Source organism: Kitasatospora sp. NPDC022856 (genome assembly GCF_055561235.1).
The window spans coordinates 1-14867 of the sequence record NZ_JBVHHE010000079.1 but is presented as its reverse complement, the minus strand read 5'-3'; the positions used below and the strand labels follow the sequence as shown (position 1 = coordinate 14867).

The window sequence follows — 14867 nt, the reverse complement described above, 5'->3', positions numbered from 1 at the left end:
GCGCGCTGTCGTTCGCGCTGGGCAGCACCCTCATCGCGCGGATCCTCTACGAGGCTGCCGGAGCCCCCACCATGGCCGGCGCATACGCGACCGCAACACTCAACGTCGGCGCCACCGTCGGACCCCTCATCGCCGCGACCACCCTCAGCACTACGGCCGGAAACCTCGGCCCGCTCTGGGCAAGTGGGCTCCTCGTCCTGGTCGCGCTGCTTGTCGCGCTCCCCCTCCGCCGTGTGATCGTCACTGGACAGAACAACGAGGTACTGCAATGACACATGCGAGCACGCCCGTGAACATGGGGGACTTCGCCGCCAGCATCCCGCACCCTCCCGAGCAGGAGCAAGAGAGCTGAACGAACCCCCTCGTTGGGCGACAGAGGTGCGGCCGGCCAGCCGGACTCGCTTCCGCAGCACCTTGGTGGGACGTCCGGCCGCGCCCCGGACAGGTGAGGCGAGCAGCAGCGCACTCGGGGTGATCCGGAGCAGCGCGCCAATGGCGAGGGTGGTCCCTACGACGGTGAGGAGGACCAGGGTGCCGGCGGTCTCGGCGACGAGTGGGCGGGCGCCTGCTGTGACTGTGGCGCTCGCGCGCTGCACCCCGGCCCTGGAAGTCGGCAGCGAACACTGCCAGGTCATGGTGTCGGGCAGCGATCGAGCGGGTGGTGGAGACACGGGGAACGCTGACAGCACAGGAATACGACCGACGGTACCCGTCCGGCCTCCCCCGCTCCCAGATCGGCGAGAGCAGGATTGAGCGCGCGCTCCACGCCGTCCGCCCGGCCGACCTGCTGCGGGCCGTGGAGACTGCTCGCCCCGGCCCAGCTCCAGCAGCGCCCCGTCCTTCGCTCAGTCGTCGTGGCGTCCGACCGGGCGGGCGGCGTGCGCCCACGCGCTCTCCCTGGGCTCCGGATCCGGCTGCCCCGGAGCCCAGGGCCGAGTCGCCTCACCAGGTACGCCTCCTCCCCCACGGCCACGACCAGCAGCCGGCGCCCGGGCCGGTCGGCCTCCTCCAGGAGGTCGTCGACGTGGTAGCGGGGCCGGCAGTGCTCACCCCTCCATGCTCACGCGTAGGCGGCCGCGGTGCGCGGGCCGCTACTGGTGTTCGAGCCGGGGTGCGCGGACGGGCCCGTCCTGGTCACCGTCCGGTACCGGGTGGCGCCTGCGGACCGGGGTGCCTTCGCCGAGCGGATGCGCCGGGTCGCCGCCTCCGTCGCCGGACCGGGGCCCTCGGCCGGGGCCTCCACCAGGACAGCGGCGAGCCTGAGCGGTTCGCCGAGACGTCCCTGGTCGCCTCCTGAGCGGAGCACCTCCCGCAGCACGGCGGGCGGCTGACGGCCGCCGGGACGAGGAGGCGGCCCGGGCGCTGCTCCGCCCGGGGACGGCACCGGAGGTGACGCACGCCGTCGACGTCACCACCGGGCCGGTGCCGGCGCGGCCAGTGTCCGAATGGTCCGGAACGGCGGCGAGGGCAGGGGCCTCGGGTGGCGGCTCACTGGATCAGGTCGGTGTGCGGATGCTCCGGGGACTCCGGGCAGACGTAGAGCTGCAGATGGTTGGTCCTGGAGATGTGGACCTCGGGCGGGTTCCACACCCCGGGGGCGTCAGGCCCGAGCGACTGCTCCTCGTTCGGGACCCAGCTGTGGCCGTACGGCTCCCGTTCCCTGGAGGCGATCGTCATCAGCGGGATCATCCGGGCGTCGCAGACGGCACAGAATCGGGCAACGGGATCGGTGAGGCCCCAGGGGGGCCAGCCGCCGACCTTCCAGCCGGGGGCGAGGGACAGCTCGTCCCCGTAGCGCTCCTCCGGCGCGGACGCGTAGTCGTCGTCCACCCCGACCGTCTGCCACCTGCTCGGGTCGGCCAGCCGCTGCCGTAGTTCCTCGGTCAGCTCCATGGGGTGGGGGTACTCCGTGACCACGTCCGGCGAGACGGTGCACGGCTTGGGGATCAACTCCTCGTACTCCACCGCGGCGGGCTCGGGCGGCGAGGCGAGGACGTCGGCGACCTCGGCGGCGGTCCGCCAGAACAGCGCCGTCGGCGGCTTGTAGTCCGGATCGTGCTCGAAGGGGCACCAGAGGACCTGAAGCACATCGGCCCGGCCGGGCGGTCGCAGTAGCGGTACGTCACGCACGTACAGCTGGGCGACGGGCACCAGGGCGATCGGCCCCTCGTTCCAGTCGTCGGCCACCGGTCCGTGCGCCTCGTGGTGGCACCGCGGCCACGGTTCGTCGGCGGGCCACAGCAGCGGCCCGCCGACAGAGCTGTCCTGCGGTGACGGTGCCCCCGGCCGGGGGTGCAACCTGATCGCCGAACGGGCCAGTGGAGCCAGTTCGGGGAAGGCGGCGGTGATGTCGAACGGTCGGCGCGGGGTGGTGCGGATGTGGTTCACAGCGGAGATGCTGGCAGAAGCCTCCGACAACGGCCGTCGCTGAGGGCCTCTCTTTCGCTTCACGTCGGACACGTGGGCGACTCCCCCAGCCTTGGCCCAGGAGGCGCCCCCATCCGTGCGTGCTCCGGCGTCGCCCGCCCGGCGTGATCCGAAAGAGAGGCTACTCGGTGTCACACAGGGACGACGACCAGACCCGCGACGTAGCGGGCGAGCCGCGCCGGACCGTGGCCGGCGAGTGCCCGGTGGACGTAGCCGGGCACCGCGGGCCGCAACCCGACGGCGACGTGGCGCAGATGGGCGGTGTAGTGGAACCCTGCCGCCGGCGCGGGTCCGTCGAGCAGGGTGACGCCGTCGGCGGCCCAGCCGGCGCACGGACGGTACCCGCACAGGGCGTCGTGCATCCCGCGGGCAACCGCGCCCGCGCCGGACTGCGGTGCGGTCAGCAACCCGCGCAGCGGACGGTGCACCCCATGATTGGCGAGCTCCGCGTCGGTCGCGACGGGTGGGCACGGCCCGGCGCCGCGGGCGAGGAGCGGGGCGAGGGGCACGGCGCCGGCCAGCAGGCCGGGCCCGTCGAGCCCGCCGAGGCGGAGACCGGCGGCCTCCGCCTCGGCCGCGCGAAGGCGGAGGGTGGCGCGGACGGCCACGGCGGGCAGCAGGGCCGCGGCGGCGGTGACGGCGTCGGGAGCGGTGGTCGCGGCGGCTGCGGCCTCCTCGGGCCTGGTGTGGAGCAGCAACGCGGCCGGGACCTTCAGGTGCTCGGCGGTGTACAGCAGGCGGGTGAGCTGGGAGTCCGGGTGGGCCCGGCGGTCCGAGCCGATCCTCCACAGACCCGAGTGACAGGTCAGGCTCCGCGACTGGACCAGGCAGCCGAAACCTCGTCCACCGGGCTCCACCCACCACCAGAGCAGGTCGGCGCCGGTGGCCTTGCCGCGGTGGCTGTTGAACGAGACGTACCGGGCCTCGGGCGGCAGCTCCTGCAGCACCTCCCGGACGATCCCCTCCTCCTCCGTGAAACACCCGCGGAAGAGCTCCCGCGCCAGTGTCAAAGGGCGGCGGCTGCGCGCGACGGCACGGCCGTCGATCGGCATGCGTGCGCGGCCGACCAGACCCATCAGCCGCACCCCTCCCCCGGCGCCCGGACCCGGCGGCGGGCGGGATCCGCCGCCGTGGTCGCACCCATGATGACCCATCGCCTCCCCGCCCGGGCCGCCTGGAGGGTCCGCGCCGCGAGGTCGCCGCGGCGACGCCGGAGGCCGAGGTCGTGCCCGCGCCGGCCGGTCCGGCCAAGCCCGTCGAGGGCTTCGACCCTGCGCGGAGCACCGAGGTGGTCGACAAGCGCGCCGGGCAGGAGCGCACCTTCCGCGACACCGACGGCACATACACCACCCGGTACTATCCGACCCCGGTGAACTTCCGCCGGGCCGACGGCTCCTGGGCCGCCATAGACACCACCCTGCTGCCGCGCGGCACCACCTCCCTCGGCCGCGCTGCCCCCACCCAGGACGGCTGGACCACCACCTCCGGCGAGCAGCGGCTCGACTTCGCGCTGACCGCCGACCACGACCCACTGGTGCGCCTGACCTCGGCGACGGCCTCGCGGTCGGCTACGCCTTCCTGGGCGCCGCCGCCGTACGGGGCACCGCGCAGGGCGGCACGATCAGGCACCCCGGTGCCGCCCCGCACGCGGACGTCACCTTCCGCGCCGGCAGCGACTCCTTCAAGGAGACGCTGGTACTCAAGAGCGCCGACGCCCCCAGCGAATGGGTCTTCCCGCTGCGCCTCCAGGGGCTGACCGCCGCCCTCGACCCGAACGGCGCCCTGCGGTTCACCGACGCCGGGGGCACCGTCCGGGGCCGGATGCCGGCCGGCTGGATGGAGGACTCCCACCTGGCCCCCGACACCGGCACCCTGCGCTTCAACGGCGAACCCGCCGCTCGTGCTCGTCCAGGTGCGGCCAGCGGGCCTTGTCCCGGACTTCCCGCGCGGCCATGTAGGCGCGGGTGCCGCGGACGGGCAGGACCTTGGCCAGTTCCGCAAGCGCGGCGGCTGCGGCCCCGGTGTCCGGGACTTCCAGCCATCAGGCGGGTTGCCTGACGTGCGCTGAAGCGTGCCGCCCTGCTGGTCGGACCTGCCAGCCGGTCCCTCGACCGCGCCGCCGTGCGGGGCGGTCGGAGCTACGTCGAAGGACGACGAAGCCGACCACGTACCGGCAGACACCGACTCGGATGTCGGAAGCTCTCCTCAGCGGGGGTCGATGCCTCGTCCTGCCGGGCCACCTCGACGGGCGCCGGTGCTTCGTCGGGCTGCAAGAACCGGTGGTTCGCCTGAACAGGTCACTTCCCGTGAGGTAGTAGGCGGCCTTGCCGGTAAGTATCCCACTACGTCTAGTGTCCTGCTCGTCGCGCAAGCAATTGACGGCATATCAGCAACCGGGCAGGCCTTCGTGCGCGCCGATTGGGCGGTTCGGGAGGGGCGCAGGGTGCACGACGGCCGTCAGGCCGCCCCATCCGCGGGGGCCCGTCGCCCGGCGATCTGCGGCGCGCCGATTCTGAAGGGCCGGATGGGACTTGTCCCGCGGCGGGAGGGAGCGAAGCGTCCGCGTCCCTCCGACCCCGGACGGTGGCCCCCGCAGCTCGGGGCCACCACGAGCACGGACAGCGGTGCCCACGCCTTGGCGGGTACCGCCGGCGCGCCCTTCGGGAGCGTTCGCCGGCAAGCACCATCCATGATCGTCACCACGAAGGAGAGGATGTCATGAACTTGGCATTTGAGAAGGCTGGACGCGGTTTCAGACGGCTGGTACTCCTGTCCCTGGCAGTTGCCCTCCTCGCCCTGGGCATCTCCATCACCCCGGCGGTCACCACGGACGCCCACGCGGTGGACCTGAAGGGGGCACCCTGCCCGGCGGCGGAAGCTCCATCCTGCTTCGGCATCCGGACCGCAACCGGGGCGGAGCTCGCCCTCAACCCCTACGCGTACTTCACCACACAGCTGATCCTGCAAGACCGGGGCCAGGGCGCGAAGTGGAAGCTCCGTATCAACCAGGCCGACGGCACATTCGGGCTGGTCAACACGGCCTTCGGCAAGTGCCTAGAAATCCGCGGCAGCTCGGCCGAAGCATGGAACTACGTGTTCTCCGCCGACTGCCAGGAGAAGCCAGCGCAGAAGTGGTACCTGCACCCCGGCCAGCGCGGTGGGTTGATGATCCGCAACGTCGGCTCCGGCAGGTGCCTAGACACCTGGGGCGGCAACAACGCGGCCGCCAACCCCGTTGGCGCCACCACCTGCACCGCGTCCCAGTCCCAGCGCTGGAACGTCGACTGGCCCCAGACCCCCGGGGCGCCCAAGCCGCCCGACTACGCCTCCGCCTACGCGGTCAAGAAGTGCCAGGCCGCCCCGGCCAGCTGCTCCTGGGACATGAAATCGGAGTCCGCGGCCGTCCCGCTGCCCTCGGAGTGCGTGTCGGAGGCCTGGTACAACCAGACCTCCGCGCCGTCGAGCCACACCTTCACCCTCGAGAAAACGAGCGGCTGGTCCAACGAACTGGGCAGCCAGGTCGAGACGGAGTTCGAGACCGGCACCGTCACGGCCTTGATCGCCAAGGTGACGGTGCGCCTGACGGTCTCCTACAAGAGCGTGTGGTCAGGCTCCGCCGGCGTGAGCAACCAGGGGACGTACACCGTCGCGCCGGGGCAGTACGGCTGGATCACCCTCTCCAAGGTCGCGCGCAAGGTGACCGGCACGTGGACCTTCTCGGCTGGCGACCTGCCGTGGACGGCGAACGACACCGTCGCCGTCCCCATCGCCCACGACCCTGGCGGACTCTCCACCGTCTACACCCTGAACACCAGCGACAAGCCCCCCGTCTGCACGGCGTGACGGACACCAGGGCGGGAACGTGAGAGGGCGCAGGCTTCCGGTGCGGGGTACCGACCTCTCCCGCCGGGGGCCTGCGCCGACGACGTCGGAACGAGAAGCGGCACGCCACCTCGTGAGGCACCTCGTGGCGCCGAGCCGTCAGGTCGGTGGCAGGGTAGCCCGTGGGGCGGTGGATGAGAGCGGATGGCATGGGAGACGTGGGTGCTGAGCCGGCCCCAGACCAGCACGATCGGCGTCCTGACCAGCTGGTGGACCCCGTCGATCAGACTGATGTGGTCGCGTTCGGACAGGCTGCGGCGCTCGCCCTTGCGCCCGGTACGGCGCCGCAGCCGGTGACACAGCCGGGTTCTGGAGCCCGGGCGCATCGCGATCAGCCCGGCCGCCGAGACCCGTCCGGAACCCCGGCCGGAGACCTTCACCACCGGAGTGATGCCGCGCCGTCCCCACGTGCGTACCTTGGGCGGCCTGCGGGTGAACCCGGCTTCGTCTTCGAAGCAGATGAAGCCGTTGCAGGCACCCGGGGGCTTCTACCTCCTTCCAGGTCGCCTCCGTCCAGGTGGTGACGGCCCGTTCGTCGCGTTCCGCAGTCGGCCGCACGGGGACCTGCGGTGTGAAGCCGAGCCGGTGCATCAGCCGCGTGGCCCCCGAAACGCTGTACGACACATGGAACTTCCGGCCGATCAGCGTCGCCACCCGCGCGCCGGTCCACACCTGGTCCTGGTCCCAGCCATGAGCGGCCGGCCCCTGCTCGAGGTATGCGGCCAGCCCGTCCTGGCACCGCACCGACAGCTTGCATCGCTGCCCACCCGGTCCCCGTGAGGCCAGCGCACCGACCCCGTCCTCCCGCCAGGCCCGATGCCACGGGTAGGCCGATTTCACGCTCACCCGCAACCCGCAGGCGACCTCCCCCGGCGGGACACCTCCGGCGAACAACCCTGCGGCCTCCAGCCGCACCGCCTCGCGGCGCTGACGTGCCTTCGCCGTCAGCCCGCCCCCATCCGCATATCGCATAGCTGCGGCGTAGCGTGCACATGACGGACAGTCAGCCGAACGAACAGGCCAATCACCTTGAAGGGCGGAGGTCAGTATCAATGCGTATCCGCGGCCTCCGCGTCACCGACTGGCTCGATCGCCGGCGCCGTCCGGCCGGGGCCTGCCAGCTGTCAGGTCCCAGCCGGGGGCGATACGGCGCGTCGAAGGGCCACGGGGCACGGCCGCCCGCGCCCGTCTGGCCGTCATGCGCGGTAGGGGGCGCTGCCTCCGGGTGAGGGCGCTGCCCGGCCCGTGGTACTCGGCGGGCCGCAGCGGTTGCTCCCCGGCCGTGGCGGGGCGGGCCTCATCCGGCAGGGAAGTCGAAGCCGTACCCTTGGGCCACCAGCCAGGGCAGCAGTTGGCGCAGCGCGGCGACGGTCTGGCTGCGGTCGCCGCCGCCGTCGTGCATCAGGACCACGCCGCCGGGGCGCAGTTCGCGTTGGACGTTCGCCACGATCGCGGCCGTGCCGGGTTTGGTCCAGTCGAGACTGTCCACCGTCCAGGTCAGTGATCGCATTCCGGCGGCGGCCGCGATCTGCTGGTTGCCCCGGGTGAAGTCGCCGCCCGGGGCGCGGAACCAGGGGACCTGGGTTCCCGGCCCGCCGGCCCGGACGATCATGTCCCTGGCGGTGGTGATCTCGGTCGCCTGCTGGTCCCGGGAGAGTGCGGCGAACGGCTGGCGGTGGTGGACGGTGTGGTCGCACAGGCGGTGGCCGGCCGCGAGGATGCGCTTGACCATCGCGGAGTTCGCGGTGGCCTGCGGCCCGATCTGGCAGAACGTCGCCTTGGCGCCGTACTGCGCGAGCACGTCCAGCACGGCGGCGGTAGCGGGGCCGGGACCGTCGTCGAAGGTCAGCGCGACCGTCCGGCCGCCGCCCGCGGTGGACTGCACCAGCGTGGCGGAGATGTCCGAGGATTTCGGCGCCGGGGCTTCAGCCGGCGTCGCCTTCGCGGAGGAGGACCCGGCGGGTCCGGAGGGCACGGCCGATCCGGAGGGCACGGCGGGTCCGGAGGGCACGGCGGGTCCGGAGGCGAGTTTGGAAGGTATCGAGGGCGTGGAAGACGCCGCGGACGCGGTGGGTTCGGAAGGCGCGGAAGGCGCGGTGGGAGTGGAAGGCGTGGTGGGTTCGGAAGGCGCGGTGGGTTCGGAGGGGAAGGCGGGGAGGGGACTCGGTCCGGCTGAGTGGGAGGGCGCCGCGGGGGCCGGGGGCAGGGGTGTGTCGGAGGCCGTGGGCGCCGCACTCTCCGGTGCGGTCTCGGCCGTGCCGGGTGCCGCGTGCGGCCCGGACAGGCCGGCCTGGGTGGCGCCGCACCCGGTGACCGCGGTCACAAGCAGGGCGGCGCAGACCCATCGCAGGTGGCTGCGCCGGGTACGGAGAGGCGAGGGGCGGGGCGAAATGGCCTGCCGCGACGGAGCCGGCTTCGTGACGCCGCGGTCGCCACCGACGGCGTCGTTCGATCCGGTGCCGGCGCTGGTGCTGGGTCGGGCGGTCGCCGCCCGAAGGACCAGGGGTTCGGCGATGGCGCCTGGCGCCGTCCTGCCCGTGAGGCTCATCATGATCTTCCTTGGGAGTGTGGACTGGGTAGTGGGGCGGCCCGGAGAGCCGGCGCCGACCGGCACCACGCCGGTGGGCGTCGGCTGATTCGGGTGAATACCTGGGCGGGCGTGTCGTGCGGGCGAAGAGGTGTCGAGGTCACCCGAGCTCGCCGGCCTGCGCCCCGCGGCAGAAGGCGCGGTGCGGTAGGCCGGCACCTGCGGGCCGCCCCGGCCACCGCTGCCTCGGACGCCTCTCGCGGGCTCGTCCCCTGCCCCCGCCCCGGGGTGACTACCGGCGACGCGGGGGGCGCGGGGCCGGTCCGCGGGAGCCGCTGCCGGGCCTTCTTCCGCCGCGACCGACCGGGGCCCGGCCTGTCCGGCGGGACGGGGGCCGCGCAGGTGCTTCTCGCGGTGCGCCGCGGTGGTTGCCGCCGCAGCGGCGCGGCGGCAACCACCGCCCTCACCCGGGCCCGCCGGCGGCGTGCCTGGGCTGGCGGCTCGGTGGTGGGATACCAGCCAGGTGGACTGGTACCACACCACCGCGGGGAGTGGCGTGACGCTGGTGCTTCTCTGACGATTCGTTTCACATCAGCGCGCGGTGTCGGGCGCCCGGCGCCACGCGCGGCGGGAATCGCCGGACGAGCCCTAGTTCCGCGTGAGGGTGGTCGGGCTGCCGCTCCGTGCGTGCGCGACGTCCACCACCAGCCGGTCGTCGAGCTGAAGGACCCGGTAGGGCAGGCGGGCGCGCAGGCCGAGGCCGATCTGGGTGCGACCCTCGAAGCTCGCACCGAACACGGTGTCCCGGAAGGTCTGGTAGCCGGTGACGTCCACGCCGGGCAGCGGCTTCCCGCTCCGGGCGGGCACGGTGGGGGCCGAGGTCTGCCGGTCGTAGGCGGGCGAGTCCACCAGCACCTCCAGAACCGCGCCGCCCCGTACCGGCAGAAGATCACCGGACGCGTCCTGAAGGAGGGCATCGACGTAACGGACCCGGTAGCCGACAGGGTTGGCGGCCGAGCTGCCCGGCACGTCGAAGACCAGCCGGTCGTAGCAGGGGTGTTCGCCGCTCCTGATGCCGCGCAGCTCCGGGACCTGTCCGGTGGAACGGCTCTCGGTCGGGCTGTCCCACCCGAGGGAGCACCGGCCGGCCGGTTCGGCGGTCCCGGCCGCGGCAGCGGCTATCGCGGGCGGCCCCGCTGCGGCTATCACGGGCACGGCGGTGGTGACCGCGGTAGCGAGAGCAAGTGTGACGGGAAGGTTGGTCCAACGCCGCATAAGCCGCCTCCTGATTGAGTCTGTGTGTTCTTGTTGCTTCCTGTTGCGTCCCATCTGCCCCGGCGCCCGGGTTGTAGACCTGAACCTGTGAACTTTCTGGGATCTACCTGACGGCCCCTCAACACTCCTGCTCCGTCTCGACCGGGATCCTGTTCGACCGGGCGCTGAAGCAGATCCGCAGGGCCGCGCTGCGCGAGCAGGGCCTCGTCTCGCGCCCGCTGCCGCAGATCCGGATCGTCGTCCGCTGGCTCCGGGCCCCCGCGAGACGTTCGCGGCCTGGTCGCTGATGCTGCTGGAGAACGTCCGCAGCCCCGACGAGGCCGTGGACGAGGTCCGCGAGGAGCGCCAGACGAAGGCGGACGCCAAGCTGCGCGCCCGCAGCGAGCACGCCGAACTCAAGGCCATCTCCCGCCAGACCGGGATTCTCGCCCGGGCCCGCGGCGGCCGTCAGGTGCCCGGGCTCACCACCACCGCCTCCGAGGACGGGCCGAGCGGTCCGGACCCCGAGCCGGCCGCCGAGCCCGACCACCCCGGGCCGCGCACCCTGCGTGCCGCCGCGGTCGGCCCAGCCCTGCGCGCGGCGCCGACGGCGGCCGACGCCGAGACCCACCGGGACGGCCCGCCCGGCCACGGCACCGGAAGGTCCCCCGTTGTCGACCTGACCCCGACGACGCGCGCCCAGGGCCTCGCGGACGCCGGCGCACAGGCCGTGGGTGGGCCGGAACCCGCCGAAGGCGGACAGGACCGCCGACCGGAGGCCCCGGTGCCCGGCCAGTCGGCGGGCCTGGTCCTGCCAGTGCCCGGCCTCCCGCCGGTCGCCGCGGCCGGCGGCCAGTCGAGTGAGGGCGTAGGCGGCGTGGAAGCAGCCGTCCCGGGCCGCGAGTTGCCACCACGTCTGCGGGCCGTCCGCCAGTGCCCGGCGCACGGTCACGCCGTCCTCGTCGTCGCCTTCGTGGAGGGCCAGGTGGCACAGGGCGCCGAGGACGAGTGCCCCGTGCGGATCGATCGCCGGTGTGTCCGCCAGCGCCGCGATCCACTCCGGTGCCCGGGCGTCCTCCACCACGAGATGGCACAGGGCCAGCAGCTCGAGCCGGCCGCGGTCCAGGCGGAGCGCCACCGACGGCGACGGCCGCTTCGCGGTGCGGGCCGCCAGACGCGCGGCGATTCTGGCCGATCACGTTCAAGCGCGGCTGCTCGCAGCTTGGCGGCTGGCAGTCCGCCACGGTGAAGAAGCGGCCCGACGGGATGGTTGCCCTGCGCGGCATCGTGTTCGGTTCCGGTGGGCGTAACCGACAACGTGATCGGCATCGACGACCCCAACCTCCGCCCGAAGCTGGCGAAGTCTTCCCCGTCGCAACGTTGGCGCCAATCTGTACGTCCCGCCCAACGGCGCCCTGGAAATGGCACACCATCGGCCCGCTCGGCGGCTGGCTGTCTTTCGGCAGCGTGGAGTGGAGCAGCGTCGACTGGTCCGCTTCGCGCACAAGGCACGCGGCATGCTCCCGAACTGCGAGGTGCACGCGTAGTGGTTTTGCCCGCGGAGCGCGTTCGGTTCCGCCTACTCTGTTGAGGGGGTTGGCTGTTGACGGTTGTGCCGCAGCGACCGCTGGTCGTGTCCGTGCTGCGGTAGCGGGTGCTTCGGGAAGCAACAGAACAGGGGAATCGTGATGGGTGTTGGACGAGCGGGAACAGTCCTGCTGGCACTCGGTGGGGTAATGGTGGCAGCAGGCGGGGTCACTGCGGTGGCTCTTGCGAGGGACACGGGAGGAGTGGCGGTCCAGGAGAACGTTCCTCTCTCTGCGGAGATGCAGAGGTACGTTGATAACCCAAAGACGTTCGAGGAATACCTGCGGTCGCATCCGCCTCAGCCACTGATGGGCGAGGTCTCTACAGGCAGGTAGAACACTGAGGCGGGGCTGCGCTGTGTGAGCGCGCAGCCCCGCTGGTGTTCTGCGCGGGTGTCAGTGTGAGTTGAGCCAGTTGATCACGCCGGTGGCTTTTCCTCCGTGATTGGAGGAGTACAGGTAGTTGTCCGTCCAGTTGTTGTTCGCGTCTACCATGCGGTGGCTATTGGCACCGACGATCTGGCTGTTTCCGCCGAAGTTGATGACGATGGGGCCGCCACTTGCGCCATGGCCCATGTCGCAAGTGAGCCTTAGACGATCGTCAAAGGGGTTCCAGTTCCTGCGTCGACGGCGTTTCCTTGGCAGTACATGGCCTTCGCTGCGTCGTGGAAGTCCGAGTCGGGCCGACCGTATCCGTTCGCGGGGTAGCCGAGAGAGGTGACGCCGCCGATGTCGGCGGCACCGTTGAAGCGGTACCCGTAGGCGCCGAGCCAGTCCTGCAAGTTCCCGTAGTCGGAGTGCGCATTGACGATCCCGCCGCCGATGTCCCCCCAGAGCCAGTCAGTGTCGTCGGCCCAGGAGGAGGAGACGATGATGGAACGCAGGGGCCAGTATCCCCACGGAGCGGTTTCGTCGTATCCCGGAGCGAAGAGGAAGTTGGAATAGAATCCTCCGCCCTTCCCACTGTGCAGGCAGTGGCCGGCGGTCCAGATTGAGTTCTTGTTACTGGCGACGATGCCAGCAGCAGTGCATGATCCGAGCCTGTCGCTGCCGACGAGGAAGAAGAGTCGGCCAGTGATGTTGATGTCGGGGCCGAGGGGCGAGGCTAGGTCGGAGCGCGAGAGGTCCGTGACCCGGGCTGCGGATGCGAGCGGCGAAGTCTGAGTTCTCTTCGTGTGGGTCCTGAGCGGTGCGACGGCGCTTGCTGCAGCCGTTGCGGCGCCCTGTTGGTTCTTCGTACCGCATTGCGTCGCCTTCTCGTGTGCCTTGATCGCGGCCTGCTCGGTCACTGCCGGGGCCGGCAGGGGGTTCGCCGATGCTTGGCTGATCCGTTCGGGTGTCCAGAAGTTGAGGACGGTCTCGTCGGACACGGGCGAAGTCCAGGAGGTGACATTCTCTGCAGTGCTAACTACGGCGGTCGACGGTTGAGGAGCAGCCTGGGCAAGACTTGCTCCGGCTCACGACATAGCAAGGACGGTGGCCGCCACGAAGGCGCGGCGGATTAACAACTGAAGCTCCACTCTCTGTAGACAGTCTCCAAAGAGCCGTGCGTCCACGGCGCAGTTCAGACCGTAGTAGCGGCCGCTTGATCGAATTGCAACGGAGCTCGCCTGGGCTAGATGGAAAGCCGATGTGTCTGAAATCCGCCGGGGGTAGCTATGTATAGAGGTGGGCCTTTGGCTCCAAGGTCACTTAGCGGTGATCCGGTCGATGTGAGGCATGTGGACAAATCTCGCCCAAATGTCGGATGCATCCAGCCGATTGCACGCGAAGTCGCCGGGCTTGGGTACTGCTTTACCTGGGGGCGTCCATTCTGGGGAGGTATGTGCCCTCGTGGCACGGATCGACGAGTGGCCAGGCGTCTCGGCGCCAGCCGCGAGGAATCCCACATGGGCCTGGGGTGCAAGCGTGGAAGGCCGTAGCACAGGAAGCGGCGCGGGGAACGCCCTTTCGGAGTTGCAGCGAGCGCCGACGTTGTGGCAGCTCCAGCGCGCCATCCTCCAGATTCGCGAGGACCAGCGCGACGGCATCGCCGGGCTCCGCGAGAACCTGCGCGCTGACGTCCAGGTCCTGGCCGGCCGGATCGAGCAGGCCGTGACCAAGGATGTCTGCGTCGCGCATCAGCGCCTGACCGAGCAGCGGCTCGCTGTCCTCGAACGTGATCTCGCAGCCGAGGTCCGGGCCCGGCCAGCAGCCGAGGACTCAGCGGCCGCCGCGAGGCGGTGGCTCATCGGCGCGTTCGCGACCCCCTGGTCGTCGCGGCGCTGCAGCTGTGGATGCTGTCGAAGGGCGGCCACCCGTAGAACTGCGGCCCGCCCCAGACCGTAAACCCAGGCAAGCCGACTCGACGGCCGCCCCGGCCCGCCCCGACCCGCAGGCGCGGGCCGGGGCTTGCCGGCGAACGGTCTGCTCGGGGTTCGCTCGACGCCACCCGTCCAGATCGTGGTCGAAGACGGTCAGGCTTGTCACGGCGAACTTGATCAACTGTCCGGACCGGTTCAACCTGCTCTTCTCCAGCTGGATCACCTCACCGCGAACCACCCGAACCCGTCGAGCACCTCCGCCAGGCAGACGGCCCCAACCCAGACGACATCGCCCGGCACGCGGGCCTCAACCAGACGGGCGATCAGGTCGTCAGACTGCGGAGAAGTCACCCCACGCATGATGCCGCACGAAGATCCACCAGCCAGGACCAGGCGGCGGGACCATCTCCGCAGGCGCGGGGAGGACCCTTCGCGAGCTGGGACGTTTCTAGGGGTTTGCCATTTCTTGACCTTTTTGACGGCTGCGGTGGCGATCAGTGTCAGGCCATCGAAGTCGGCTGTGTGCCGCTTCTGTTGGCCGGCAATCCGGAGTGCGAAGCCTTGTTCGTTCGCGGCGGGGTGGGCAAGGACCGCGATGCCTTCCCCGATGCAGTTGCTGACGGCGTGCCACAGTTCGTCGCGTACCTTCGCCGAGACCGTGCCGATGTAGAGGTACGGCGTGACTTCCAGGAGCCATCGGGTCAGCGCTCCCCGCACGTGATCGGGAACGGCTGTGACGGAGACGACGATCATTGAGACCATGGGAGTTCCTCTGCATCCGTCCGGATGCAGCTGGTCGCCGGTGAGGCGCCCGAGCGGGTCGTAGCCGAGGCGGCGCTCGGACATCGTCTTGAGCTTGGTGGTGTCGGCCGGGTCGGGGGCGACGTA

Annotated in this window: 11 protein-coding genes and 3 pseudogenes; 4 read left to right on the top strand and 10 right to left on the bottom strand. The window is 71.4% G+C overall.

Features of this window, described 5'->3' with window-relative positions; translation table 11 throughout:
- A pseudogene (locus ACZ34W_RS37535) lies at window positions 1-272 on the top strand (Cmx/CmrA family chloramphenicol efflux MFS transporter); the annotation flags it as partial.
- 788 nt (window positions 273-1060) lie between these two features.
- Here ACZ34W_RS37535 and ACZ34W_RS37530 read toward each other — a convergent pair.
- From ACZ34W_RS37530 to ACZ34W_RS37520, 3 genes are all read right to left on the bottom strand, one after another.
- Window positions 1061-1306 carry a hypothetical protein gene (locus ACZ34W_RS37530; protein ID WP_465610825.1) on the bottom strand — a complete coding sequence of 82 codons (246 nt, stop codon included), beginning with the start codon at window positions 1304-1306 and terminating at the stop codon, window positions 1061-1063.
- Between the two features lie 182 nt (window positions 1307-1488).
- Complete coding sequence (locus tag ACZ34W_RS37525) at window positions 1489-2388, bottom strand: YwqG family protein (RefSeq protein WP_465610823.1); 900 nt, start codon at window positions 2386-2388, stop codon at window positions 1489-1491.
- 170 nt (window positions 2389-2558) lie between these two features.
- Window positions 2559-3503: a hypothetical protein gene (locus tag ACZ34W_RS37520; protein WP_465610821.1), complete on the bottom strand. Its 945-nt coding sequence runs from the start codon at window positions 3501-3503 to the stop codon at window positions 2559-2561.
- A gap of 149 nt (window positions 3504-3652) precedes the next feature.
- Here ACZ34W_RS37520 and ACZ34W_RS37515 point away from each other — a divergent pair, with 149 nt between their 5' ends.
- Together ACZ34W_RS37515 and ACZ34W_RS37510 are read left to right on the top strand one after the other, a co-directional pair.
- A complete protein-coding gene (locus ACZ34W_RS37515) occupies window positions 3653-4183 on the top strand; it encodes a hypothetical protein (protein ID WP_465610819.1) in 531 nt (176 codons plus the stop codon).
- Window positions 4184-5145: 962 nt separating this feature from the next.
- Window positions 5146-6270, top strand: coding sequence for an RICIN domain-containing protein (locus ACZ34W_RS37510; RefSeq protein ID WP_465610817.1), 1125 nt, complete (start codon window positions 5146-5148; stop codon window positions 6268-6270).
- 179 nt (window positions 6271-6449) lie between these two features.
- On the opposite strand, the pseudogene ACZ34W_RS37505 reads toward ACZ34W_RS37510, so the two are convergent.
- Window positions 6450-7281 (bottom strand): annotated as a pseudogene (locus tag ACZ34W_RS37505) (winged helix-turn-helix domain-containing protein); the annotation flags it as partial.
- 325 nt (window positions 7282-7606) lie between these two features.
- Window positions 7607-8194: a polysaccharide deacetylase family protein gene (locus ACZ34W_RS37500; protein WP_465610815.1), complete on the bottom strand. Its 588-nt coding sequence runs from the start codon at window positions 8192-8194 to the stop codon at window positions 7607-7609.
- A 13-nt stretch (window positions 8195-8207) separates the two neighbouring features.
- Between ACZ34W_RS37500 and ACZ34W_RS37495 the strand changes: the two genes are divergently transcribed.
- On the top strand, window positions 8208-8945 hold the full coding sequence (locus ACZ34W_RS37495; protein WP_465610813.1) for a hypothetical protein: 738 nt from the start codon (window positions 8208-8210) through the stop codon (window positions 8943-8945).
- Window positions 8946-9484: 539 nt separating this feature from the next.
- Here the strand turns inward: ACZ34W_RS37495 and ACZ34W_RS37490 are convergent.
- The 5 genes and pseudogenes from ACZ34W_RS37490 to cas2e form a co-directional block, all read right to left on the bottom strand.
- Window positions 9485-10111: an AMIN-like domain-containing (lipo)protein gene (locus ACZ34W_RS37490; protein WP_465610811.1), complete on the bottom strand. Its 627-nt coding sequence runs from the start codon at window positions 10109-10111 to the stop codon at window positions 9485-9487.
- 118 nt (window positions 10112-10229) lie between these two features.
- Window positions 10230-11228 carry a hypothetical protein gene (locus ACZ34W_RS37485; RefSeq protein ID WP_465610809.1) on the bottom strand — a complete coding sequence of 333 codons (999 nt, stop codon included), beginning with the start codon at window positions 11226-11228 and terminating at the stop codon, window positions 10230-10232.
- 844 nt (window positions 11229-12072) lie between these two features.
- Window positions 12073-12252, bottom strand: coding sequence for a hypothetical protein (locus ACZ34W_RS37480; RefSeq protein ID WP_465610807.1), 180 nt, complete (start codon window positions 12250-12252; stop codon window positions 12073-12075).
- A gap of 14 nt (window positions 12253-12266) precedes the next feature.
- On the bottom strand, window positions 12267-13046 hold the full coding sequence (locus tag ACZ34W_RS37475) for a trypsin-like serine peptidase (protein ID WP_465610805.1): 780 nt from the start codon (window positions 13044-13046) through the stop codon (window positions 12267-12269).
- A 1422-nt stretch (window positions 13047-14468) separates the two neighbouring features.
- Window positions 14469-14741, bottom strand: a pseudogene (gene cas2e / locus ACZ34W_RS37470) (type I-E CRISPR-associated endoribonuclease Cas2e); the annotation flags it as partial.
- Window positions 14742-14867: the final 126 nt, after the last annotated feature.

What these genes read in the sequence shown, in the direction of transcription:
- ACZ34W_RS37510 (WP_465610817.1), top strand. Translation starts at nt 5,146, where the DNA reads ATGAACTTGGCATTTGAGAAGGCTGGACGCGGTTTCAGACGGCTGGTA.
- ACZ34W_RS37495 (WP_465610813.1), top strand. Translation starts at nt 8,208, where the DNA reads ATGTCCGAGGATTTCGGCGCCGGGGCTTCAGCCGGCGTCGCCTTCGCG.
- ACZ34W_RS37480 (WP_465610807.1), bottom strand. Translation starts at nt 12,252, where the DNA reads ATGGGCCATGGCGCAAGTGGCGGCCCCATCGTCATCAACTTCGGCGGA.
- ACZ34W_RS37520 (WP_465610821.1), bottom strand. Translation starts at nt 3,503, where the DNA reads ATGGGTCTGGTCGGCCGCGCACGCATGCCGATCGACGGCCGTGCCGTC.
- ACZ34W_RS37490 (WP_465610811.1), bottom strand. Translation starts at nt 10,111, where the DNA reads ATGCGGCGTTGGACCAACCTTCCCGTCACACTTGCTCTCGCTACCGCG.